The following is a 24,117-nucleotide window of genomic DNA, read 5'->3' on the forward strand; positions in this document are numbered from 1 at the left end:
CATGCTCGGCGTTGTCGCCGCCTTGGCCCTGGCGCCGATCCTTCCTTCCCAGGCAGCGCAGTACAGCACGGTCACCGCAGCGGATATCGAATCGCTGCTGAATGGGCCGGACCAGGACAAGTCGGTCGCGACCTTCTACATCGCCGGCGTGATGGATGCGCTGTCCCTGCAGAACTCGATGCTCGAGGAGCAGGGCATGCCGCTCTTCTGCCCGCCTGAGCAGGAGGACCTGCGTGCCGTGACGCTCGGGCCGAAGCTCGCAGAGCATATCGGCGAACTGCGCAAGCGCGCCCGGTCCAAGGACTCGCTGGGGAGCATCACCGCCGGCACCATCCTGACCGTCATGCTGTCGGGCGAGTACCCCTGCGAGATCGACCCGCAGGGGGGCACGCTGGTGCCGCCTACCACGGCACCCTGACGCGTCGGCGGTTAGCGCCCCCAGCGCAATGCGGGGGTGTGCACCGGCGCATCCCATAGCCCGGTCAGCCGGTCATCGAGGGCGGTGACCGTCAGCGAGCAGCCGGCCATTTCCAGCGAGGTCGTGTAGTTGCCGACCAGGGAACGCGCGACCTTCACCCCCTTGGCGTCGAGCTGCCGGCTGGCCTGCTCGAACATCAAATAGAGCTCCATCAGCGGCGTGCCGCCGAAGCCGTTGACGTGGAGCAGCACGGGCTGGCCGGGCTTCGGCGCCAGGTCCTGCAGGATCGCGGTCACCATCTCCTCGGCGATCGCGTCGGCGCGGGCCAGCTTCTCCCGCCGGCGACCCGGCTCGCCATGGATGCCGACCCCCATCTCCATCTCGTCCTCGCCGAGCGTGAAGGTCGGCGAGCCGGCGGCCGGCACGATGCAGGAACTGAACGCCACGCCCATCGAGGCGGTGCGCGCGGCGACATCGTCGCCCAGTGCCTTGAGGGCGGCCAGGTCGGCGCCGGTCTCGGCCGCGGCACCGGTGATCCGCTCGACGATCATGGTGCCCGCGACGCCGCGCCTTCCGACGGTGAAGCTCGAGTTCTCGACCGCCACGTCGTCGGCCACCAGCACGGTGGCGCTCTCGCCCTCCAGCATCTCGGCAGCCATCTCGAAGTTCATGACGTCGCCGGAATAGTTCTTCACGATCCAGAGCCAGCCGGCGCCACCGTCGACCGCCGCCGCCGCGGCCACCATCTGGTCGGGCGTGGGCGAGGTGAAGACGTGGCCGGGGCAGGCGGCATCCAGCATGCCGTGGCCGACGAAGCCGGCATGGAGCGGCTCGTGGCCGGACCCGCCGCCCGAGAGCAGCGCCACCTTGCCCGGCCGCGGCGCATCCTTGCGCCGCACGAAGGTCGGGTCGAACGCGACCTCGACCAGATCGCCGTGGGCCAGGGCGAAGCCGCGCAGGCTCTCGCTCAAGATGTCGTCGACGTCGTTGATGAACTTCTTCATGCGTTTCCTCCCTCGGATGGTTCGAGCGGCTGCCGGGTGACCGTGCCGGCCTCCTTGTCGATCACCAGCCGGCCACGATGGAAGCCCGTCACCGAGGGCCGGTGCGCGATCGACACGATGGTCGCCTCGGGCAGGCGCTCGACCACCATGCGGTACATGGCCTCCTCGGTGGCCTCATCCAGCGCCGAGGTGGCCTCGTCGAGGAACAGCCAGTCGGGCCGGAGCAGGAGGGCGCGGGCGAAGGCCAGGCGCTGCTGCTCGCCAGGGGACAGGCTCATTGCCCAGTTGGCGACATCGTCCAGCCGGGTGACCAGATGCCCCAGGCGGCAGGCGGTCAGCGCCGCGCGCAGGGCCTCGTCATCCTCGGCGCCGGGCGTGCGGGGATAGAGCAGCGCCTCGCGCAGCGTGCCGATCGGCATGTAGGGCTTCTGCGGGACGAACAGCACATGGCTGTCTGCCGGGGTGCGGACGCTGCCGGAGCCGAACGGCCACAGCCCGGCCAGCACCCGGAACAGGGTGGTCTTGCCGCTGCCGGACGGGCCTTGGAGCACCAGCCGGTCGCCGGGCTCGATCGTCAAGTCGACGTCGCGCAGGAGCGGCGTGCCGTTGGGCAGGTGGACGTTCACCTGCCGGATCGTCAGCTCCCTGCCCGGGTGCGGTGCCACCTCGATCCCGGGTTCCTCGCGCTGCTGGCGGCGGGCCTCGATCATCGCGTCGCTGAACGTGGTCAGCCGGTCGACCACCGCCTTCCAGTCCGCCAGGACCGTGAAGTTGTCGACGAACCAGGACAGGCTGCTCTGGACCTGGGCGAACGCGCCCGCGGTCTGGGTGAGCGCGCCGAACGGGATCTGGCCCGAGAAGTAGCGTGGCGCCTGCATGACCACCGGGAAGATGCTGGCGACCTGGCTGTAGAAGACGGTCAGCCAGGTCAGCCGCTTGTAGTAGGTCATGTACTGCCAGTAGGTGTCGTAGATCCTGCCGAACGCCTGCTGGAGCCGGCTGCGCTCCTGCATCTCGCCACCATACAAGGCAATGCTCTCGGCGTTCTCGCGGGTGCGCACCATGCGGTAGCGGAAGTCCGCGTTGTAGCGCTCCAGCTCGAAATTGACCCTGACCAGGGGGCGGCCGATCCGGTAGGTGAGCCAGGAACCCAGCACGGCATAGACGATGGCCGTCCAGAACATGTAGGCCGGCACCTCGATGCCGCCCATCACCGGCAGGGTGATGGAGCCGGACAGGTTCCAGAGCACGACCGTGAAGGTGATCAGCGTCGCCACCTCCATGATCAGGCCTAACCCAAGGCTGAGCGTGGTCCGGGTGAAGGATTCCACGTCCTGCTCGATCCGCTGCTCCGGGTTGTCCGTTCCGGTATGGGCCAGCTCCATCCGGTAGTAGGTGCGGTCGCGCAGCCAGTCGCTGAAATAGACATCGGTCAGCCAGCGCCGCCAGCGAATGGTCAGGAACAGGGTGAGCCAGTAGCGATAGACCGCGATCACCAGATAGACGACAACTAGGCCAACCCAGGAGAAGAACAGGGCCTCGAAGCTGTCGAAGGACAGCAGCAGCCGCCAGAAGGTCGCCGCGTCCTTCTCCTGCAGGGCCGTGTAGAAGTCACGGTTCCAGCTGTTGAGGTTCTTGCTCATCCAGACGAGGAAGAACCCCATGGCGATGATCACGCCCAGCAGGCCCAGGGCCAGGAACCGTTCCTCGGACTTGAGGAAGTAGGGCTTGGCCAGCGCCCAGACCTTGCCCAGGACATGGCCGGTATCGGCGATCTTCCTGGTCAGGTCGCGGCCGCGCCCCGTCTTCGCAGTCTTGCCCTCGGCCGTACCGATCAATGCGGGTCTCCATGGTCCTGGCGTGGCGCCGGATCATAGGAACAGGGGTTTGGCGCGAAAGCCACACCCATGCAATTCCCCGCGAGCGGCGCGTGAGATCAGCCGCCGGCAGCCCGCTCCCGGGCGAGCTTCTGCCGATAGGCCTCGGCCTCCCAGCCCATCAGGGCTGCCACCTCCTCGGGCGGCAGATAGACCATCTCGGCATCGGCCGGGAAGCGCTCCAGGACCAGGGCCAGGCACAGGGCTAGCTCGTCACCCGCCGGCCCGAGATCGGCCCGGACCAGGGCGCCGACGCCCTCGACCAGGGCCAGCTTCGCCGTCTCGCCCTCCGGGACTGCTTCGGCGGTGATCGGCAGTTGCGCTATCCGGTCGGCCAGGAAGATGGCGTGGTCCGGCCAGCCGACCCCGCCCGTGGCGAGTGCGACCCGGCGCGGGTCGAGGGCCACCTCGTGGACCTTGGCGTGGACCGGCAGGCGCCAGCCGGGCGAGGCGGCCAGCACCCGCTGGAGCTGCGGCAGGTCGGGCTCGTCCGAGGGGGCGACCGGCAGGGCCACCCGCGCCTCCAGCTCGCGATGCAGCTCCTCCAGTTCCTCGGCACTGTCGGCACCATAGACGAGGCCGTGATTCTTCAGGACCAAGACGTCGGCCGGGTGCTCGGCCATGGCCTTGGCCACCGCCCGGGTGAGCGGCACGCCCGGCATCACGTAGGGGATCCAGTGCCAGTCCAGCCCGTCAAGCCGGGCGGCGATCCGTTGCCTGCCGTCCTTCGCCGCGGCGAACGCGATCCCGGCCACCGAGTGGGTGTGGCTGACGAACCGGTGCGGCAGGAGGGCATGCAGGCTGGTCTCGATCGACGGGCGGAGCTTGCCTTCCAGGACCTCCGGCTTGGCCGGCTCGTCCTCGCCCGCCTCGATCCGCCGGCGCACGCCGGAGAGGCGCAGCGGCACGAACACGTTCTCGGCGAGCGCGTCCTTGAGCTGCAGGCCGGACGCCTTCACCCAGAGCGTGTCGTCGATCTTGACCGAGGTGTTGCCGCCGGCCGCCTGCACCACCGCCGGGTCCGCCCCGATCGCGGCCGAGAACCGTCGCAGGGCTTCCAGATCCTTGTCCACGCTCGAGGCTCCTCTGACTGCCTGGGGCGCTTGTAGCGCGCCGCATGGGCGAGCGCGAGCGTCTGGAACAGATGTACAGGAGGTGTTCAAACGAACTGGGACCGGCAGTGTCCCGGGCCCGGTTGCCGGTCGGCTCGGGTTCGTTCGTGCAGATTCGCTCCAGCGGATGACGGGCCACGACAGATCAGTCGTTGCGGCCCGCAGTGGGCCAAGCACTGAAATTGCTCGGTTTCTCGGGTTCGTTCGTGCAAAAAGACCTTTCAAGTCCCAGCATGGCGAGCATCCAGGTGTCGGGCCGCAGGATCAGGCATGATAGCTGATGCAGGACCTGGATCCTAGCAGTGGAAAGGTCGGGCCAGCGGCCTTGTGGCAGCCTGAGCTGGCGCTGCCGGAACGGCGCCGAGTTGGCGCAGCTTGCCAGCCGAGTTTGGGTCCCGGTGCAGGTCCGCTGACCTGATGCGCGCCCATCTGGCGCCACCCGTCTGAGGTGAACACGCCCGAGTTCCGTAAATCACAGTGGTATATACGAATTCACGGCCCTGTGACCAATTATCACGGTCCCGTGATGGCGGCAGGGCTTTATCCTGCTCTGTGCCGATGCCGGAACCAAGGCTGCAATAGGTTTGCCTGGGTGCCGAGGTTGCCGGGCCGGTTATCGAAGACCTGAAGATTGATCGCCGCAGTGCCATAGGGCCCCCGGAAGAGTTCTGTAGATTACTCAAGGGCGCGTGAACAATTCATGTGCGTGTCGTCGGCTGACTTCTTGAAGGGTCTGCCAAAAGCAAGCGGGGGTCATCCATGATCATCAAGAACGGTACCGAGGGCAACGATGCCATCTATGGCACATCCCAGGCAGAGCTGATTCGCGGCTTCGGCGGGCTCGACCGCATCTTCGCCCGGGCCGGCGACGACGTGGTGCTCGGTGGCGACGGCGACGACCGGATCTATGGCGGGCTCGGCGCCGATACGCTGTGGGGCGGTGCCGGCAACGACATCATTTTCACGGACCGGGAATATGTCCTCACCCTGCCCGAGGACGGGTCCGGCGACCGGGTCTATGCCGGGGACGGCAACGACCAGGTCTATGGCGAGTTCGGCGACGACTATATCGACGGCGGTGCCGGCAACGACACGCTCCATGGCGGCTTCACCGGCAACGACATCATCACCGGTGGGGCGGGCGACGACGAGATCGAGGGCCATAACGGCAGCGACCTGATCTTCGGCGCCGGTGGTGACGACCATATCAGCGGCGATGGCGACAAGTGGACGGTCGATGGCGATGACCGCCTCTTCGGTGGCATCGGCGACGACGTGATCGAGGGCTGGGAGGGCGACGATCTGCTGGAAGGCGGGTCGGGCAACGACCGGCTGGACGGCGGCGAGGGCAACGACCGGCTGATCGGCGGCACGGGTGACGACGTGCTGGTGGGTGGCGACGGCGACGACGAGATCAACGGCCTGTTCGGCGACGACGTCATGACCGGCGGGGCAGGGGCCGACACGTTCATCCTCCTGCGCATCGACGGGGATGCCGACACCATCACCGACTTCCAGGCCGGGATCGACAGGATCGATCTGCGCGGCGCGGGCAACCGGGCCGACGACGTCATCGCTTCTGCTGAAGTGATCAATGGCAGCACCGTGCTGCATCTTGGAGAGAGCCACACGGTCACGCTGACCGACGTGACCGGCATCAACGCCACCTGGTTCGGCTGAGTTCATTCGGCCCGCGGCAAGCCGCACCGGCAGTTCCCCGACCAGGAGCAAGGTGATGATGCCTACCTCCGTCCAGACCGCTCCCCGGACGCTCCCCGCGCAAGTCGCGCGAGGGCCGGCCGCGGGGCTGCCGCGCGTCGCTTTCCTCGGCCAGCCGCGCGATGGCCTGACGACCTCCGGCCCGCAGCATGGATCGGTGGCGATCGTTCTTGCCGAATTGATGCGTGCGCTGGCCGGGCAGTTCCAGCCGAGCGCCATCGCACCGGTCATGACGGGGCAGGTGCCGGGCGAGGAGCGGAATGCGGAGGGGCAAGCCGTCTATCGGGTTCCGGCAGATAACCGTCAGATCGAGAAGGCACTGGAGCTCCTGGACCCCAGGCCGATGCCCCGCTCGTTGCGGCCAGCCTACTATCGCTCCTACTTTCAGCAGGCTGCCTCGGTGCTCGCCCGGTCCAGGCCGGACCTGATTCACGTGATGTCCTGGGCGCAAGCGGCTCCATTGCTGCGTGAGGCCCTGCCGCATGTCCCCCTGGTGCTGCATCTGCACGACGACATGCTCACGCGCGTGAGCCCGGAACTGGCCGAACAGCGTATCACTCCCTTCGCTGCGGTCGTGACTTGCAGCCGCTGGCTGGCGGCTACGTTGCAGCGCCATGTTCCCCTCTATGCCGACCGGATCGTGGCGATCGGCAATGGCATCGATCCCTTGCTGTTCGGCGGACCGCCGCGGCCTCGGCCTGCCGAGGTCAGAAAGCTGGTGATGGTCGGCCGCATCTCCCCGGAGAAGGGGCCGCATGTGCTGCTCGATGCGTTCGTGCGCATCGCATCGTCCTATCCCTCCCTCACCCTGGACCTGATCGGCCCGCCCGGCTTCCTGCCCCTGAGACAGGCCAGGCTGATGGCGCGCGGCATGCCGGCGATGCAGGAGGCCGTCGACCGGCTGTACGGCAAAGGGCTCCGGCCGTTCTGGACGCAGTTGTTCAAGCCCGGCCGGCAGTTGCAGGAGCGGCTGCTCGCGACGGTCCCGAAGGAGCTGCACCGCCGCATCCGGTTCCTGGGGCCGCAGTCGCACGACCGGCTGGCGGAACTCTATCGCGAGGCCGATGTGCTGGTTCAGCCCTCGGTCTGGAAGGAGGCCTTCGGCATGCCGGTCGCCGAGGCGATGGCTGCGGGCCTGCCGGTGATCGCGTCCGCCGATGCGGGGCTGCTCGATCTGGTGGAACACGGCAGAACCGGTCTGCTCGTACCGCCGGGCGACGCCGCAGCCCTCGCCGCGGCGATCGCCGATCTGGCTGCCCATCCGGCAAGAGCACACGCCTATGGCGCTGCCGGCAGGAAGCAGGCACTGGCTTCCCACACCTGGGACGTCGTGGCGCAGCGGCTCGCCGGAGTCTACGACAGGGTGCTCACTGGAACGCTCGGGATCCGTTAGTTCTCGAATCATCCAGGGGCAGGTGCGGGACAGAGGCGTCGGGTCGAGCCTGGACGTCCGGCAGTCCGGCCAGGTCCGGCAATGGCGTGCATTGTGGACGCCGATATCGGCAGCCGTGAGCCAGTTATACACGCCGCTATTGCAGTATACGCCAGTTGCCCGGCAGAAAGGCGCCAGCACCCGGAGCCGGTGAAGGACGTCATGAAAGCCCGACTGCTTGCCCTAGCCCTGTTCGGCCTGTGGTCCTGCGGCATCGCGCAGGCCGCGGAGCCGGCCGGGATGATCGTGTACCAGACTGATTTCGGCCTGCGCGACAGTGCGGTGGCCGAGATGAAGGGGGTGGCCAAGCAGGTCGACCGGGAGCTCGAGCTGTTCGACAACACCCACGAGATCCCGCCCTTCGACATCTGGGCGGCTTCCTTCCACCTGGCCCATCTGGTGCCCTACTGGCCGCAAGGTACGGTGTTCGTCTCGGTGGTCGATCCGGGCGTCGGGACGGAGCGCGGGGCGGTGGTCGCGAAGCTGAAGTCCGGCCATTACTATGTCGGGCCGGATAACGGCTCGCTCACCCTGGTGGCCGAGCAGATCGGGGTCGAGGCGGTGCGCAGCATCGATTCCGAGAAGAACCGGCTGCCGGGCTCGGAGCACTCGCACACCTTCCACGGGCGCGACATCTTCTCCTACAACGCCGCACGCCTCGCCGCGGGCCAGGCGACGTTCGAATCGTTCGGCCCCGCCCTCGAGGGCGACGTGGTCCGGATCCCCTACCAGCATGCGGAAGTGGTGGATGGGACGGCACGGGGCGTGATCCCGATGCTCGACGTCAACTACGGCAATGTCTGGAGCAATATCGACCGGCTCACCTTCGAGAAGCTGGGCATCGCGAAGAAGGAGCCGGTCCGGGTGCGGATCTCGCGCGGGGGCGAGCAGGTCCTGGACATGGTGATGCCCTATGTCGACACGTTCGGCGACGTGCCGGAGGGCCAGCCGCTGCTCTACCTGAACTCGGTGGACGAGATGGCGCTCGCCATCAATTATGGCAGCTTCGCCGACGCCCACAGCATCGGCTCCGGCCCGGACTGGACGATCAGCCTGTCACGGCCCTGAAGGCCGCCAGTCACCGGTAAATCACCCACTGCTCCGCAACGTCGGACGCGCCCAGCCGTTGACCACGGCTGACCGTTGCCGGCGGGAATTCTGCATGACATCCGATCAGATCCTGTCCTTCCTCGTCGTGGGCGGCATGATGCTGCTCTTCATCTGGGGGCGCCTGCGCTACGACCTGGTGGCGATCATCGCCCTGATCGCGGCGCTGGCACTGGGCATCGTCCCCTATGAGGAGGCGTTCACCGGCTTTTCCGACGAGATCGTCGTCATCGTCGGCAGCGCTCTGGTGGTGAGCGCCGCGGTGGCCCGCACCGGCATCATGGAGGCGATCCTGCAGCTTGTGGCACCCAGGGTCCGGGCGGTGCCGGTGCAACTGGTCCTGCTGGTCGGCACGGTGACGGTGCTGTCCGCCTTCGTGAAGAATATCGGCGCCCTGGCGATCATGCTGCCGATCGCCTTCCAGATGGCCAAGCGCTCCCACGTCTCGCCTTCGGTGTTCCTGATGCCGATGGCGTTCGGCTCGCTGCTGGGCGGCCTCATGACCCTGATCGGGACCTCGCCCAACATCATCGTCTCCCGCCTGCGCGAGGAGATGACCGGCGAGCCGTTCCGCATGTTCGACTTCACGCCGGTGGCGCTCGGCCTGTCGGTGCTGGGCGTCGGTTTCCTGGCGCTGGCCTACCGCCTCCTGCCCGAACGGCGCGGCGCTGCGACCATGAACGAGGCGCTGGACATCAAGGACTACATCACCGAGGCCAAGGTGCTGCCGGAATCGGTGGTGGCCGGCACCAGCCTGGGCAGCCTCAACGAGCGGTTCGACCACGAGGTCAAGGTGACCGGCCTGATCCGCGGCGCCGGCCATCGGCTTTCGCCCCTGCCCGACCTCCGGCTGGAGGCGGACGACCTCCTGCTGCTCCAGGGCGAGCCGGAGGCGCTGGAGCGCGCGGTCAAGCGGGCGGAGCTGGAGCTGGAGGGGCGGCGGCGGATCGCCGAGGGCAGCAACAGCGACGACGAGATCGGCAGCATCGAGGCGGTGGTGGGCCCACGCTCCTTCCTGGCCGGGCAATCGGCAGGCCGGCTGGCGCTCTACGACAGCTACGAGGTCAACCTCCTGGCAGTCAGCCGCAGCGGGCAGCGCTTCACCGAGCGGCTGCGCGACATCACCCTGCAGGGCGGCGACGTGCTGCTGCTGAAGGGCAATCTGGCGCGGCTGCCCGAGCGGCTGAAGGAGCTGGGCTGCCTGCCGCTCGCCAAGCGCGAGCTGCGCCTGGGCAACGTGCGCAGCAGCCTTGTCCCGGTCGCGATCCTGGCCCTGGCGATGGGGCTCACTGCCGTGGGCCTGGTCCCGGTGGCGGTCGCCTTTTTCACCGCGGCCGGCGCCATGGTGGTGACCGGCGCCCTTTCGCTCCGCGAGGCCTATGACTCGGTCGAGTGGCCGATCCTGGTGATGCTGGGTGCCCTGATCCCGGTCAGCGCCTCGATCCACGCCACCGGCGGCACCGAGTTGATCGCGGGCTGGCTGTCCATGGCAGCCAATATGCTGCCGGCCTGGGGTGCCCTGGCGCTGATCATGGTGGCGGGGATGGCGGTGACGCCGTTCCTCAACAACGCCGCCACCGTCCTGGTGATGGGCCCGATCGCGGCCAGCTTCGCCACCCAGCTCGGCTACCGCCCCGACGCCTTCCTGATGGCGGTCGCGATCGGCGCCGGCTGCGACTTCCTCACCCCGATTGGCCACCAGTGCAACACGCTGGTGCTGGGGCCGGGCGGCTACCGGTTCGGCGACTACGCCCGGCTGGGCGCCCCGCTCTCGCTCCTGGTGGTGCTGGTGGGCGTGCCGCTGATCATCCTGGTCTGGGGGCTCTAGCGAGCCGGCTGCTTCGCCTCGACCTTGGGCAGGAAGCGGTCCCAGCGCACCACCATGCGCTCGTGCCGCCCCTGGCCGATCCGGTCGACCCCGTCATGCAGCTCCACCTTCCAGCCGATCCGGCGGCCCTCGACCTTGTCGACCTCGAGCGTCACGGTGACGGTGAGCCCGGGCGGGGTGGCGGCTTCGTGGCTGGCCTCGATGAACACGCCGAGCGAGCCTTCGCCCGCCTCGAAGCAGGGCTTGAGGTGGTCCAGGCAGGCCCATTCGATCAGGCCGACCATGAAGCCGGTGGCGAACACGTCCGGCATCGCCCGCCAGTCCGGGCTTTCCGGGTAGAGATGCGGGACGGTCTTGTCCGGCGGCACCAGGTAGGTGAAGCGGTGGCGGTCCCCGACCTTCAAGAGCGGCAGCATGACGGCATCTCCCCCTGGTGGGAGCGGTCGGCTTGTGTCACGAGAATGTCAAGGAACGTGGTCATGAGCGCCACGACCATGGCGGTCAGGGGAACGAAAAGCATGCTGGACAGGCTGAAGACGGTGGCACTGCACGGGGTGGCCGCGCTGGCACTGGTGGCGCTGGGTACCGGCACGGCGCAGGCGCTCGATGCGCGCTACACGGACGCCAACGGTGATCTGGTCGCCGACACGCCGACCGATCCCGCCGAGCAGATCGACCCGGACACGCTGATCTTCGCCTACACGCCAGTGGAGGATCCCGCGGTCTATGCCCAGGTCTGGCAGGGCTTCCTCGACCATATGGAGGAGGTGACCGGCAAGTCGGTGCAGTTCTTCCCGGTCCAGTCCAACGCCGCGCAGATCGAGGCGATGCGGGCCGGGCGCCTGCACGTGGCGGGCTTCAACACCGGCTCCAACCCGCTGGCGGTCAACTGCGCCGGCTTCGTGCCGTTCGCGATGATGGCGTCCAAGGACGACCAGTTCGGCTACGAGATGGAGATCATCACCTATCCCGGCTCGGGCGTGGAGAAGGTCGAGGACATCAAGGGCAAGAAGATGGCCTTTACCGCCGAGACCTCGAATTCCGGCTACAAGGCGCCCTCGGCCCTGCTGAAGCAGGAGTTCGGGATGGAGGCCGGGGCCGACTACGAGCCGGTCTTCTCGGGCAAGCACGACAACTCGGTGCTGGGTGTCGCCAACAAGGACTATGTGGCGGCCGCGATCGCCAACTCGGTGAAGGAGCGGATGCTGGCCCGCGAGGTGGTGCCGGCCGACTCGCTGAAGGTGATCTACACCTCCGAGACCTTCCCCACGACCGGCTACGGCTATGTCTACAACCTGAAGCCGGAGCTGGCGGAGAAGGTCAAGGAGGCGTTCTTCAGCTTCGAGTGGGAAGGCAGCGACCTGCTCAAGGAGTTCTCGACCTCCGAGCCGCCGCAGGAGAAGTTCATGCCGATCACCTACCAGGAGAACTGGAAGGTCGTGCGCGACATCGACCAAGCCATGGGCGTTTCCTACGCCTGCAATTGAAGGCGGGGCCGATGCTGCGGATCGAACGGCTGGTCAAGAAATACCGCACCGGGGACGCCGCCTTGCGCGGCGTCGACCTCGAGGTCGCCAAGGGCGAGGTGATCGGGCTGATCGGCCCGTCCGGGGCCGGCAAGTCCACGCTGATCCGCTGCGTCAACCGGCTGGTCGAGCCCAGTGGCGGGCGGATCTTCCTGGGCGACGAGGAGCTCACCGCCATGTCGGGCGGGGCGCTGCGCCGTGCCCGGCGCCGGATCGGCATGATCTTCCAGGAATATGCCCTGGTCGAGCGGCTGACCGTAATGGAGAACGTGCTGTCCGGCCGGCTGGGCTATGTCGGCTTCTGGGCCAGCTATTTCCGCCGCTTTCCCCCGGAGGACGTCGAGCGGGCGTTCGCGACGCTGGACCGGGTGGGCCTCCTCGACCATGTCGACAAGCGCGCCGACGCGCTTTCCGGCGGGCAGCGCCAGCGGGTGGGCATCGCCCGGGCCTTGGTGCAGAGCCCGGAGCTGCTGCTGATCGACGAGCCCACCGCCAGCCTCGACCCCAAGACCTCGCGCCAGGTGATGCGCCTGCTGCTGGAACTGTGCCAGGAGCAGGGGCTGGCGGCGATCGTCAACATCCATGACGTGATGCTGGCGCAGATGTTCCTCCCCCGGATCGTGGGGCTGCGCGCCGGCGAGGTCGTCTATGACGGGCCGGCTACCGGCCTCTCGCCCGACGTGCTGACCCGGATCTATGGCGAGGAGGACTGGTCGAAGACCGGGCCGCGCGACGAGGACGAGGACGTGCATCCGCGTCCGCCCATGCCGCGCGCCGACGAGATCGCGGCCGAGGCGCCATGAGCACGGTCGCGGCGGCGGGCTACCCCAGGGCCTGGCGCAGGCCGCCCTTCTTCCGCAACCGCACGCTCAAATGGGCGCTGGTGACGGGTGCCGTCGTCTATCTCCTGCTGGCATTGGCCTCGGTCGAGGTGAACTGGGCGCGGCTGAGCGAGGGCTGGCTGCGCGCGGCCCGGCTGTTCGCCGGCTTCCTCACCCCGGACTTCGTCAGCCGCTGGGGCGACATCTGGCAGGGCCTGATCGAGAGCCTGACCATGACGGTCACCTCGACGGTGGCCGGCATCCTCCTGTCCGTGCCGATTGCCCTCGGGGCGGCGCGCAACCTCGCGCCCTGGTGGCTCTATGGCATCTGCCGCGGGATCATCGCGCTGGCGCGCGTGTTCCAGGAGATCATCATCGCGATCTTCTTCGTCGCGATGGTGGGCTTCGGGCCGTTCGCGGGCTTCCTCACCCTGTCGCTCTCGACGATCGGCTTCCTGGCCAAGCTGCTGGCCGACGACATCGAGGAAGCCGATCCCTCCCAGGTCGAGGCGGTCCGGGCGACCGGGGCCGGCTGGTGGCAGACGGTCGACTACGCCATCGCCAGCCAGGTGATGCCGCGCCTGATCGGGCTCTCGGCCTACCGGTTCGACATCAATTTCCGCGAGTCGGCGGTGGTGGGCATCGTGGGCGCGGGCGGGATCGGCGCCACGCTGAACACGGCGCTGGACCGCTACGAGTTCGATTCCGCTGCCGCCATCCTGCTCATCATCATCGGCATCGTGATGCTGTGCGAGTACGGCTCGGGCATGATCCGCAAGAGGATCCAGTAATGGCCGTGCTCACCGACGCATCCGGGTCGCCCAGAGGCTGGCGGCTGCGCACCGGCAAGGACAGCCTCGTGCGCTGGTTCGGCTGGCTCGCCCTGGTGGCGCTCACCGTGTTCTGCTGGCGGGTGATGACCGCCGACACGATCTGGGTGTTCGTCCAGGACGCGCCGACCCAGGCCGCCGACATCTTCGGCCGGATGGTCCCGCCGCGCTGGGACTATGCCAACCGGCTGTGGTGGCCGCTCTGGGACACGCTCAACATCGCGACACTCGGCACGATCATCGCGCTGGTCCTGGCCGTGCCGCTGGCGTTCCTGGCCGCGCGCAACACCACGCCCAGCGTGATGTTCGTCCGGCCGGTGGCCCTGTTCATCATCGTGGCCTCGCGCTCGATCAACGCGCTGATCTGGGGCCTGCTCCTGGTGGCGGTGCTGGGGCCGGGCGTGCTGGCCGGCATCATCGCCATCGCGCTCCGCGCGATCGGCTTCATCGGCAAGCTGCTCTACGAGGCGATCGAGGAGATCGACGAGCGCCAGGTCGAGGCGATCAAGGCGACCGGCGCATCCGGCGCGCAGGTCATGGCCTACGGGATCGTGCCGCAGATCCTGCCGGCACTGGCCACGATCGCGGTGTTCCGCTGGGACATCAACATTCGCGAATCCACCGTGCTGGGCCTCGTGGGTGCGGGCGGGCTGGGCCTGGCGCTGGAGGCGTCGCTCAACACGCTGGCCTGGCCGCAGGTGACGGTGATCCTGCTGATGATCCTGGCCACCGTGCTGGTGAGCGAGTGGGTCACCGCCAAGGTGCGGCGGGCGATCATCTAGTCGCGGCCAGGCAGGCATCGGCCCGGGCGGAGACGAATCCTGCTCGGGCACTTGCCCACGTCATGCTATGGTGCCGCCTCGGGTCGGTCAGGACGTGCGACCCGGGGAGGCCGGACAATGCAAGGGGACGGGACCGACACCTATCATCTGGTCGGCATCATTCTCCGCTTCCTCACCCGCAGCCGGGAGGGCGGGCCGGACTACAGCCTGGTCGAGGCGCTGGTGAGCCCGGGGGGCGGCCCGCCGCTCAACCGGCACCCGGCGGACGACGAGGGCTTCTATGTCCTGGACGGGCGGATGCGCTTCACGATCGGCGAGCGCAGCTTCGAGGCAGGGCCGGGCGCGTTCGTGCCGATCCCGGTGGGCGAGGTCCACACCTTCACCAATGTCGGCACGACGCCGGCGCGGATGCTGATCCTGAACGTGCCGGGCCGGCTCCACGACCGCTTCTTCAGCCAGGCCGGCGACCCGATGCCGAGCGGCACGACCACGTTCCCGAAGAACGTGGCCCCGCCGGACGTGCCCCGGCTCCTGGAACTCGGCCGACAGAACGGGATCGAGTTCCTGCTGCCCGGCCATTGAGGCCGCGGCGCCGGCTGGATCGTCATCCAGCCGTCGTCATGCCGTCACCTGCCGGTGACGGCCGGCGCATGCCCACCTGCTAGGCGTCCACGCGTCCACTGGATGAGGAGAGATCCATTGCAGGCGAAGTCCGACTATCTTCCGTTCGGCACGCTGGACGGCCAGATCCCGATCGTGGTCGGCCATCGCGGGGCGAGCGGCTACCGGCCCGAGCACACGCTCGAATCCTATCAGACCGCGATCGAGATGGGCGCGGACCTCATCGAGCCAGACGTGGTCGCCACCAGCGACGGCCACCTGATCGCCCGCCACGAGAACCTGCTGGCCGGCGTGCAGCTCAACCCGGATGGCTCGATCCTGTTCGATGCCGAAGGCAGGCCGGTGGTCACCGAGGCGACCAACAATGTCGCGGAGTATGACGGCAACGGCGACGGGGAACCCGAGTTTTACGACCGCCTGACGGTCAAGACGATCGACGGCCGCCAGGTCGGCGGCTGGTTCAGCGAGGACTTCACCCTCGACGAGATCAAGCAACTGGGTGCCCGTGAGCGCATCGGCGAGATCCGGCCGGGCAGTGCCGCCTATGACGACCAGTTCGAGATCCCGACCTTCCGGGAAGTGGTGGAACTGGCCCAGCAGGCCAGCACCGAGACCGGCCGGCCGATCGGCGTCTATGTCGAGACCAAGCACCCGACCTATTTCGCGCTGGAGGGCACCCACCAGAACGAGGACAAGAACGGCAACGGCGTGCTCGACGCCGGGGAGGACATCAACGCGAACGGCTCGCTCGATGTGGTGAACGGCGGCGGGAAGATCGGGATCAGCCTCGGTCAGGCGGTGGTGGACACCCTAGTCGAGGCCGGCTTCACCCATCCCGAGCAGGTCTACATCCAGTCGTTCGAGGTGGCGAACCTCATCGAGCTGCAGAACGAGATCATGCCGAAGGCCGGGGTCGACCTGCCGCTCGTGCAACTGATGAGCGGCACCGGCTCGCAGGCCTACGACATCGCCTACAACTTCCTTTCAGGCGACCCCGCGGCCGATCCCTCCGTCTATGACGGCTTCCTGATCGGGGTGAGCGGGGCCACGACCTATGGCGACCTCGCGACCGCGGACGGGCTGAAGTCGATCGCCGCCTATGCGGAGGGTGTCGGCCCCACCACCAGCCTGATCCTGCCGACCGAGGCGCTGGCGACCCCGATCGATGCGGACGGCGACGGTATCGCGGAGACCGGCAGCAAGCTGACCGGCCAGGTCACCGACTTCATCCGGCTCGCCCATGATGCCGGCATGCAGGTGCATCCCTACACGCTGCGCGCCGAGCCGGTGTTCCTTCCGGCCGATGCCGAGGGCAATGCGCAGAGCATGGCGGACTTCGCCCGGCTGTTCATCAAGGCCGGGGCCGACGGCTTCTTCACCGACAACCCGGACATCGGCCGCGCGGTAGTGGACGGGATCACGTCAGGCTACCCGTTCCTGCAGCTGAACGAAGAGCAGCCGTTCCTGCCGGCAGAGGCACTCGGCATCCAGGGCGACCTGTTCGACCTGTCCGCGCAAGACGGGCCGATCACGGTCGAGGTCGACCTGCTGGAACAGGTCGGCAAGCTCGACAACGTGCTGGGCGCCTATACCTACGATGCCGATGGCACCATAACCGGGGTGGATGTCCTGTTCGCCCATGCGGGCACCGGTGATACCGAGGCTTCGGTCCGGGTGGAGGAGGACGAGAATCTCGGCTTCTTCCTGATCTCGGACGGGGCCGCGCTGAACGAGGGCCTGGATGGCGGCGAGCTGCGTTTCGTACGGGGCGGCAGCGAGGAAGCCGGCTCCATCCATGACGGTACCGAGCTGGCGCTGATGCTCGAGCAGCCGGACGGCAGCCTGGAGGCGGTGCTGGGCGAGGTGTTCCACAGCGTCGATGCCGACCCGGATGCGCCAGGCAACGCGCTCAACCCAGGCGGTGGCACCCAGGTGGTGAGCGGCTTCTACCAGGGGCGGACCGCACTGGGCTTCGAGGACCTGAACGTCGCCTCGGGCCGGGCCGATGGCGACTACAACGACCTCGTCGTGAGCGTCCGCTCGGTGGCGGTCGAGCCCGGCTGAGCCCAAAGCCTGAGCAGGGCGAGGGAGCGGCCATACGGCCGCTCACCTTGCCTGCCTTTTCCGGCCGGAGGAACCGCCGGAAGCCGCGGCCGGTTGCTGCTGCGCACTGGCCGGACGTGCCGTGCTTCCGTTCACGCCCGCTGCCGGAGGCGAACACTTGCTGGCCCTGCACGCCCGGTCCTGGCTTCTGGCCCTGCTGCTCGGGATCGGCCTGCTGAAGGTCCTGCCGATCCATGCGCAGGAGCAGGAAGGCGGGGACCAGCCGGCCCAGCCGCCGGTGGTGACCGTGGCGCCGGTCGAGGAACGGCCGCTTGCGACCGAGACCAGCTTCATCGGCCGGGTGGAGGCAATCCGCGCCGTGGACGTACGCGCCCAGGTCAGCGGCTTTGTCGAGGACGTCGCCTTCGAGGAAGGTGCCCTGGTCGAGGCGGGCGACCTGCTGGTCACCCTGGATGCGCGGCGGTTCGCTGCGGCCGCGCGGGCGGCGGAGGCACGGCTGGCAGGTGCCAGGGCCAGTGCCGCGCAGGCGCGGCAGACACTGGCACGCCAGGAGGAGCTGGTGGAGCGGCAGACCGTGTCGGAGGCGGCGTTCGAGGATGCCCTGGCCGCGAGCGAGAGTGCGGAGGCCGACGTGGCGATCGCCGAGGCCGACCTACAGAGCGCCAGGCTCGATGTCGAGGATGCCACGGTCGAGGCACCGATCAGCGGCAAGATCGGGGCCGCCCTTTTGACGGAAGGAGCGGTGGCCGGGCCGCAGGGCCAGCCGCTCGCCCGCATCGTGCAGCTCGACCCGATCCGGGTGGTGTTTGCGCTCACCGAGGGCGAGCTGGTCGACCTGCGCCAGGCGGGGCCAGAGGCGCGGGGTGAGTGGGTGCTGAGCCTGCGCCTGCCCAACGGCACGACCTATGCGGAGGAAGGGCGCTTCGACTTCATCGGCGGCGAGGTCGATCCCAGCACCGGCACCGTGCCGGTCCGGGTGGAGTTCGCCAATCCCGACGCGATCCTCCTGCCCGGCCAGTTCGTGACCCTGGTCGCGACGGAGGCGAACCCACCGCGCCTGCCGGTGGTGCCGAGCGCTGCCGTCCTGCAGGACCGGGACGGGCGCTATGTGTTCGTGCTGGGCGACGATGACAAGGTCGCGCGCCGCGATGTCCGGCTGGGCAGCACCATGAACGGTGTGGTCGCGGTGGAGGAGGGGCTGGAGCCCGGCGAGGTGATCGTCGTCCAGGGCCTCCAGCGGATCGGCGACAACCAGCAGGTCCAGGCACGGCGGGAGGATCCGCCGGCGGATGAGCACGGCGGCAGCGGCCGGGACCGCTCATGATCTCGGGGCCGTTCATCTCCCGGCCGCGCTTGGCCGGCGCCATTTCCATCGTGATCGCCCTGGCCGGCGCGATCGCCGCCCTGTTCCTGCCGATCGAGCAGTATCCCGACCTGTCGCCGCCGAGGGTCAACGTGGCGGCCACCTATCCGGGCGCGGATGCGCAGGTGATCGCCGACACGGTCGGGGCGCCGATCGAGGCGGCGGTCAACGGCGTCGATGGCATGATCTACATGTCCTCGACCAGCGCCAATGCCGGTACCTACCGGCTGTCGGTGAGCTTCGAGGTCGGCACCGACCCCGACATCGCCCAGGTCAACGTGCAGAACCGGGTGCAGCTCGCCACGGCACAGCTGCCTACCCAGGTGGCCGAGCAGGGGGTGACCGTCCGCACCAGCTCGCCCGACTTCGTGATGTCGCTGGGCTTCACGGCCGATGAAGGCACGCTCACGCCGATCGAGGTCGGCAACTATGTGAGCACCCAGGTCGCCGATGCCCTGTCCCGGATTGACGGGGTCGGCGAGGCCAACCCGATCGGCAGCACCGATTACAGCATGCGGGTCTGGCTGGACACGCGCCGGCTGATCGCCCTGGGGCTGACCCCGCAGGACGTGGCGACCGCGATCTCCCAGCAGAACATCCAGGCCTCGCTGGGCCAGGTCGGCGCCAGCCCGGCGCCGGAGGGGCAGAACGAGACACTGACCATCTCTGCCCAGGGGCGGCTGGAGGACCCGGAAGCGTTCGGCGACATCATCGTCCGGACCGGCGAGGGCGGCGCCACCGTGCGGGTGCGGGACCTCGGCCGGGTGGAACTGGGCTCCCAGGACTATCAGTCGGTCGCCTATGTGGATGGCCAGGTCGCGACCCTCCTGCAGATCCAGCAAGCGCCGGGCGCCAACCAGCTGGCCACCGCCGATGCGGTCCTGGCCGAACTGTCCCGGCTGGAAGCGAACTTCCCCGAGGGGCTGCGCTATACGCTGGTCTACGACGCCACCGCCTTCGTGCGCGCCTCGCTGGAGGAGATCCTGTTCACGCTCGGGATCACCTTCGCCATCGTGGTCGCGGTGACCTACCTGTTCCTGCAGAACTGGCGGGCGACGCTGATCCCGGCACTCGCCGTGCCGGTGTCGCTGATCGGCACCTTCGCCGTCCTGCTGGCGGTCGGCTACAGCATCAACATCATCACCCTGCTGGCGGTGCTTCTGGCGATCGGGCTGGTGGTCGACGACGCCATCCTGGTGGTGGAGAACGTGTCCCGCCTCCTGGAGGACGAAGGCGATCTGACCCCCGCCGAGGCGGTGCGCCGCGCGATGGACCAGGTCACCGGCCCGATCATCGCGACGACCCTCGTCCTGCTCGCCGTATTCGTGCCGACCGCCTTCCTGCCAGGGTTGACCGGGCGCCTTTATGCCCAGTTCGCGGTCACCATCTCGGCAGCCATGGTGCTGTCCTCGATCGTGGCGCTGACGCTGAGCCCGGCGCTGGCGGCGGCCCTCTTACGCCGCGAGCACGATTCCTGGCGGGTCCTGACCCTGTTCGGCCGGGGGCTGGAGCGGACCCGGCAGGGCTATGGCCGGGTCGCCGGCTGGATCATCGGCCGTTCGGTGGTGGCCCTGCTGGTGGTGCTGGCGGCCGGCGGGCTGGCGGGCTTCCTGTTCCTGAAGCTGCCCTCGACCTTGGTGCCGGACGAGGACCAGGGGGCCCTGTTCTTCGACGTCGCCCTGCCGGAGGGAGCGTCGCTGCAGCGGACCCAGGAGGCGGTCGCCGAGATCCAGGACGTGCTCAGCGAGAACGAGGCGGTTCAGTCGGTGATCACCTCGGCGGGCTACCGGCTCCTCCAGTCGTCCCGCCGCCCCGATGCCGGCTTCGGCCTCGCCAGCCTCGAGGAATGGGGCGAGCGCGAAGGCGAGGCGCAGCAGCTGGACGGGCTGATCGCCGACCTCACTGCCCGGTTCCGGCAGATGCCGCAGGCGCAGGTCCAGGCCTTCCCGCCGCCGGCCATCCCGGGCATCGGCTCGATCGGCGGGCTGGAGCTGCAGTTGCAGGCGCAGAACGGCCAGTCGGTCAGCGAGCTGGGAGAGGTCGCCCGCTCGCTGATCGCCCGGCTGAACGAGGACCCGGCGATCGGCAGCGCGTTCACCACCCTGTCGAGCTCGGTGCCGCAGATCCGGCTGCTGGTCGACCGCAACCGCGCGCAAAGCTTCGGCGTGCCGGTCGCCAACGTGTTCGCCACGGTCGGCGCGCAGTTCGGGCCGCGCTACGTCAATGACTTCAACCTCAGCGACCGGGTCTACCAGGTGCAGATCCAGGCGGAGGCGGAGGATCGCGCCCGGCCGGAAGACATCCTGGCGCTGTTCGTGCGCAACGACCAGGGCGAGATGGTGCCGCTGCGGGCGATCGCCGGGATCGAGCGCGACCTGGGGCCCTACACGATCACCCGCTACAATCTCTATCCCACGGCGGTGGTCAACGTGCAGCCTACGGAGGGTGGCAGCAGCGGGGCGGCGATCGCGGCGGTGGAGGCGGCCGCCGACAGCCTGCCCGACGGCTTCGGCTACGAATGGTCCGGCCTTGCCTACCAGCAGCAGGAGAGTGCCGGGCAGACGCCCTACATCTTCCTCCTGGCCCTGGTGTTCGCCTTTCTGTTCCTGGTGGGCCAGTACGAAAGCTGGCTCCTGCCGCTCGGCATCGTGCTCTCCCTGGCGATCGCAGCACTCGGTGCCGTTGCGGCGCTCCACCTGTTCGGCCTGGAGAACAGCATCTATGCCCAGATCGGCCTCGTGCTGCTGATCGGGCTGGCCAGCAAGAACGCGATCCTGATCGTCGAGTTCGCCAAGCTGCAGCATGAGGAGCAGGGCAAGTCGATCGAGGAGGCGGCGCTGACCGGGGCGAAGCAGCGCTTCCGGGCGGTGGTGATGACCGCGCTGTCCTTCATCCTGGGCACCGCGCCGCTGGTGTTCGCCTCGGGGGCCGGTGCGGGAGCCAGGACTGCCATCGGCGTCACCGTGGTGTTCGGCATGCTTGCCGCCACCGCGGTGGGAAGCTTCTTCGTCCCGGCCCTCTATGCAGTGCTGGAGAACCTAGCCGAGTGGCGGGTGGGCCGGCGGAAGCCGAAGCCGCATCAGGACGGCACGGCTCCCGCGGCAGGGCGCTGAACGCCCGCGCTCAGTCCCGCGCCATCTCCAGCTCACGCTGGCGGCCGAGCTGGGTCATCCATTCCTTGAAGCGCGGCTGGGCCCGGAGCTGGTGGGCGTAGTGCCGGGTCAGCGCCTCGGTCAGCCGGCCGCCACGGTCCAGCGCCTCGTCGGCGAAGCGGACCATGCGCGAGTTGGGCCAGGCCTGCGGGCGGATCTCGCGCAGGCGCTGGAACAGGTGGTCCGCGTCCTCGTCCGGGCGGACCTGGGCCATGAGGGTCAGCATCGCCGCGGTCGAGCGGGATACGCCCATGTGGCAGTGGACCAGGAGATGGCCCTCGGTGCGGCCGGTGCGCGATTCGGTCAGCTCTGCGCCGAAGCGCAGGATGTCCTGGACGTGCTCCGGCTGGGGCAGGATCTGGCCGGGCCTGGGCTCGATGATGTCGTGGAAGCGCAGCGTGGTCCGCTCGTGCGCATCATAGCGGTCGAACGCGGCGATCTCCGGCGCCTCGGGATCCAGGATCGAGAGGACGTGGGTGACCAGCCGCTTGTCGTGCGACGGCAGCTCCTCGATGCCGCAGATCGTGAGCATGGAGATCGAGATCGATTGCATGACGGTCGTCCGCTCGTCAGGTGATCGCCGTCCGGGCCTTGCCCTTCAGGCCGAGAATCTGGCGTGCCTCGTCCGGCGTGGCAATCTCCAGGCCGAGGCCTTCCACGATCTGCCGGGCCCGGGCCACCTGCTGGGCGTTGCTCTCGGCCAGGCGGCCGGGCCCGTCCCAGAGATTGTCCTCCAGGCCCACCCGGACATGGCCGCCTTGCGCTGCGGCGGTGGCGGCGATGTTCATCTGGTTGCGGCCGGCACCCAGCACCGACCAGACATACTGGTCGCCGAACAGCCGGTCGGCGGTGCGCTTCATGTGCGCGATGTCGTCCGGATGGGTGCCGATGCCGCCCAGGATGCCGAACACGGTCTGGACGAACAGCGGACCCTTCACCAGGCCGGCATCCAGGAAATGCGCCAGGTTGTAGAGATGCGCCGTGTCGTAGCACTCGAACTCGAAGCGCGTCCCGGCATCGCCCAGCTCCTCCAGGATATAGGCGATGTCGGCATAAGTGTTGCGGAAGATCAGGCCGCGGCTGTTCTCCAGGTGCTGCTGCTCCCACTCGTGCGCGAACTGCTTGTAGCGCTTGAGCATGGGGAACAGGCCGAAATTCATCGAGCCCATGTTCAGGCTGGCGAGTTCCGGCTGAAAGGTCCGGGCCGGGACGACGCGCTCCTGCACGGTCATGTGCGGGGCGCCGCCCGTGGTGATGTTGATGATCGCGTCCGCCTCGGCATGGACCTTCGGCAGGAACTTCGCGAACGCCTCGGCCGACTGGTCGGGCCGGCCAGTCTCGGGGTTGCGGGCATGGAGGTGGACGATCGCGGCCCCGGCCTTGGACGCGGCGATCGCCTGCTCGGCGATCTGGTCGGGCGTCACCGGCAGATGCGGCGACATGGAGGGCGTGTGGATCGCGCCGGTCAGCGCGCAGGAGATGATGACCTTGCGAGGGGCGGCCATGATCAGTCTCCGATCTCTTGGGACGAGGCCTGCTTCTGGCGGAGCAGGGCCATCAGGCGCCGGTCGCGCCAGCGCGAGCGCTCGGCGAGCTTGTCGAGCGGCAGGCGGGCGCGGCGGTCGGCCAGCACCTTCTGCAGGACTTCCGGTGCTTCCCAGTCGACGCGGCGCTGCTGGTCGACATGCATCTCGCGATACATGTGCTGGAAGCGGGCGATATAGTCGGCGATGCCGCCCGGCGCGTTCAGGTCGATGGTCTCGAACGGGCCCATGAACGACCAGCGCAGCGCTAGGCCGTGCTTGACCGCGGCATCGACATCCTCCGGGCCGGCGAAGCCGTCGGCGACCAGGCGGAAGCCCTCCTCCATGAGCGCGCCCTGCAGGCGGTTGACCACGAAGCCGTCGATCTCGCGGCCCATCACCACCGGCTTCTGGCCGATCGCGGCCATGACCTCGACCGCACGACGCATGGTCTCGGGCGAAGTCCAGGGGGCGGGGACCAGCTCCACGCATGGGATCAGGTGGGGCGGGTTGAGCGGGTGGGAGACCAGGCAGCGCTCCTTGCCCGGCAGGCCCTCGGTGAAGGAGGAGGGGACGAGGGCCGAGGTCGAGCTGCCGAGCACGGCGGTGGCGGGGGCCAGCCGGTCCAGCTCGCGCCACAGCTCCTGCTTCACGTCCAGCTTCTCGGGCGCGCTCTCCTGCATCCAGGCCGCACCGTCCAGCGCCGTGGCGAGGTCGGGGGCGGTCCTGATCCGGGCCAGGACCTCGGCCGGCTGCTGGCCCTGGAGGAGGCCGGCCTGGTGGAGGTCGTCGGCAATGGTGCGGGCCAGCTCCAGGCTCTTCTCCGCAGCCCCCTCGACGGGATCCCACATCGCCACGTCCCAGCCGCCGCGCGCGAACGCGACCGCCCAGCCTCGACCGACCAGCCCGCAGCCGACGATCGCCACCTTCTCCGCCAT

The 24,117-nt window shown here is 68.6% G+C and carries 20 protein-coding genes; 13 read left to right on the top strand and 7 right to left on the bottom strand.

Features of this window, described 5'->3' with window-relative positions; genetic code table 11:
* Position 1 precedes the first annotated feature (1 nt).
* Entirely contained in the window at positions 2-418 is a 417-nt protein-coding gene (locus HLA95_RS07335; protein ID WP_191059141.1) for a hypothetical protein, read from the top strand.
* Positions 419-429: 11 nt separating this feature from the next.
* Here the strand turns inward: HLA95_RS07335 and dhaK are convergent, their stop codons facing one another.
* From dhaK to HLA95_RS07350, 3 genes are all read right to left on the bottom strand, one after another.
* Positions 430-1,422 (bottom strand): dihydroxyacetone kinase subunit DhaK, encoded by a 993-nt coding sequence (gene dhaK, locus HLA95_RS07340; protein ID WP_222182887.1) that lies wholly within the window; start codon positions 1,420-1,422, stop codon positions 430-432.
* Entirely contained in the window at positions 1,419-3,260 is a 1,842-nt protein-coding gene (locus HLA95_RS07345; RefSeq protein WP_222182889.1) for an ABC transporter ATP-binding protein/permease, read from the bottom strand. The genes dhaK and HLA95_RS07345 overlap by 4 nt, the downstream gene beginning before the upstream one ends.
* A 98-nt stretch (positions 3,261-3,358) precedes the next feature.
* Complete coding sequence (locus tag HLA95_RS07350; RefSeq protein WP_222182892.1) at positions 3,359-4,372, bottom strand: class II aldolase/adducin family protein; 1,014 nt, start codon at positions 4,370-4,372, stop codon at positions 3,359-3,361.
* Between the two features lie 798 nt (positions 4,373-5,170).
* Here HLA95_RS07350 and HLA95_RS07355 point away from each other — a divergent pair.
* The 4 genes from HLA95_RS07355 (at position 5,171) to HLA95_RS07370 (ending at position 10,497) form a co-directional block, all read left to right on the top strand.
* The gene (locus HLA95_RS07355) at positions 5,171-6,091 is read left to right on the top strand and encodes a calcium-binding protein (protein ID WP_191057471.1); all 921 of its coding nucleotides are present in this window, start codon (positions 5,171-5,173) and stop codon (positions 6,089-6,091) included.
* 55 nt (positions 6,092-6,146) lie between these two features.
* The gene (locus tag HLA95_RS07360; RefSeq protein ID WP_191057472.1) at positions 6,147-7,523 is read left to right on the top strand and encodes a glycosyltransferase family 4 protein; all 1,377 of its coding nucleotides are present in this window, start codon (positions 6,147-6,149) and stop codon (positions 7,521-7,523) included.
* A 201-nt stretch (positions 7,524-7,724) separates the two neighbouring features.
* Entirely contained in the window at positions 7,725-8,630 is a 906-nt protein-coding gene (locus tag HLA95_RS07365) for an SAM hydrolase/SAM-dependent halogenase family protein (RefSeq protein WP_191057473.1), read from the top strand.
* A 94-nt stretch (positions 8,631-8,724) separates the two neighbouring features.
* The gene (locus HLA95_RS07370; protein WP_191057474.1) at positions 8,725-10,497 is read left to right on the top strand and encodes an SLC13 family permease; all 1,773 of its coding nucleotides are present in this window, start codon (positions 8,725-8,727) and stop codon (positions 10,495-10,497) included.
* On the opposite strand, the gene HLA95_RS07375 is transcribed toward HLA95_RS07370, so the two are convergent.
* Positions 10,494-10,913: a thioesterase family protein gene (locus tag HLA95_RS07375; RefSeq protein WP_191057475.1), complete on the bottom strand. Its 420-nt coding sequence runs from the start codon at positions 10,911-10,913 to the stop codon at positions 10,494-10,496. The two genes, HLA95_RS07370 and HLA95_RS07375, sit on opposite strands and share 4 nt — an antisense overlap.
* 102 nt (positions 10,914-11,015) lie before the next feature.
* Between HLA95_RS07375 and phnD the strand changes: the two genes are divergently transcribed.
* The 8 genes from phnD (at position 11,016) to HLA95_RS07415 (ending at position 21,617) form a co-directional block, all read left to right on the top strand.
* Complete coding sequence (phnD, locus tag HLA95_RS07380; protein ID WP_191057476.1) at positions 11,016-11,984, top strand: phosphate/phosphite/phosphonate ABC transporter substrate-binding protein; 969 nt, start codon at positions 11,016-11,018, stop codon at positions 11,982-11,984.
* A gap of 11 nt (positions 11,985-11,995) precedes the next feature.
* On the top strand, positions 11,996-12,826 hold the full coding sequence (phnC, locus tag HLA95_RS07385; protein ID WP_191057477.1) for a phosphonate ABC transporter ATP-binding protein: 831 nt from the start codon (positions 11,996-11,998) through the stop codon (positions 12,824-12,826).
* Positions 12,823-13,635, top strand: coding sequence for a phosphonate ABC transporter, permease protein PhnE (gene phnE, locus HLA95_RS07390; RefSeq protein WP_191057478.1), 813 nt, complete (start codon positions 12,823-12,825; stop codon positions 13,633-13,635). Before phnC ends, phnE (HLA95_RS07390) begins: the two co-directional genes overlap by 4 nt.
* The gene (gene phnE / locus HLA95_RS07395) at positions 13,635-14,456 is read left to right on the top strand and encodes a phosphonate ABC transporter, permease protein PhnE (protein ID WP_191057479.1); all 822 of its coding nucleotides are present in this window, start codon (positions 13,635-13,637) and stop codon (positions 14,454-14,456) included. Before phnE (HLA95_RS07390) ends, phnE (HLA95_RS07395) begins: the two co-directional genes overlap by 1 nt.
* 117 nt (positions 14,457-14,573) lie before the next feature.
* Positions 14,574-15,038 (top strand): cupin domain-containing protein, encoded by a 465-nt coding sequence (locus HLA95_RS07400; RefSeq protein ID WP_191057480.1) that lies wholly within the window; start codon positions 14,574-14,576, stop codon positions 15,036-15,038.
* Positions 15,039-15,155: 117 nt separating this feature from the next.
* Entirely contained in the window at positions 15,156-17,141 is a 1,986-nt protein-coding gene (locus HLA95_RS07405) for a glycerophosphodiester phosphodiesterase family protein (protein WP_222182894.1), read from the top strand.
* A 157-nt stretch (positions 17,142-17,298) separates the two neighbouring features.
* A complete protein-coding gene (locus HLA95_RS07410; protein WP_191057482.1) occupies positions 17,299-18,465 on the top strand; it encodes an efflux RND transporter periplasmic adaptor subunit in 1,167 nt (388 codons plus the stop codon).
* Positions 18,462-21,617, top strand: coding sequence for an efflux RND transporter permease subunit (locus tag HLA95_RS07415; protein WP_191057483.1), 3,156 nt, complete (start codon positions 18,462-18,464; stop codon positions 21,615-21,617). The genes HLA95_RS07410 and HLA95_RS07415 overlap by 4 nt, the downstream gene beginning before the upstream one ends.
* 10 nt (positions 21,618-21,627) lie before the next feature.
* Here the strand turns inward: HLA95_RS07415 and HLA95_RS07420 are convergent, their stop codons facing one another.
* The 3 genes from HLA95_RS07420 to HLA95_RS07430 are packed head-to-tail and all read right to left on the bottom strand — an operon-like array spanning position 21,628 to position 24,117.
* Complete coding sequence (locus HLA95_RS07420; RefSeq protein ID WP_191057484.1) at positions 21,628-22,209, bottom strand: tyrosine phosphatase family protein; 582 nt, start codon at positions 22,207-22,209, stop codon at positions 21,628-21,630.
* Between the two features lie 16 nt (positions 22,210-22,225).
* Positions 22,226-23,161, bottom strand: coding sequence for a 3,5-dioxohexanoate:acetyl-CoA acetone transferase (gene kce / locus HLA95_RS07425; RefSeq protein WP_191057485.1), 936 nt, complete (start codon positions 23,159-23,161; stop codon positions 22,226-22,228).
* A gap of 2 nt (positions 23,162-23,163) precedes the next feature.
* Entirely contained in the window at positions 23,164-24,117 is a 954-nt protein-coding gene (locus tag HLA95_RS07430) for a 3-hydroxyacyl-CoA dehydrogenase (RefSeq protein WP_191057486.1), read from the bottom strand.

Source organism: Geminicoccus harenae (assembly GCF_019800005.1).
Lineage (GTDB): Bacteria > Pseudomonadota > Alphaproteobacteria > Geminicoccales > Geminicoccaceae > Geminicoccus > Geminicoccus harenae.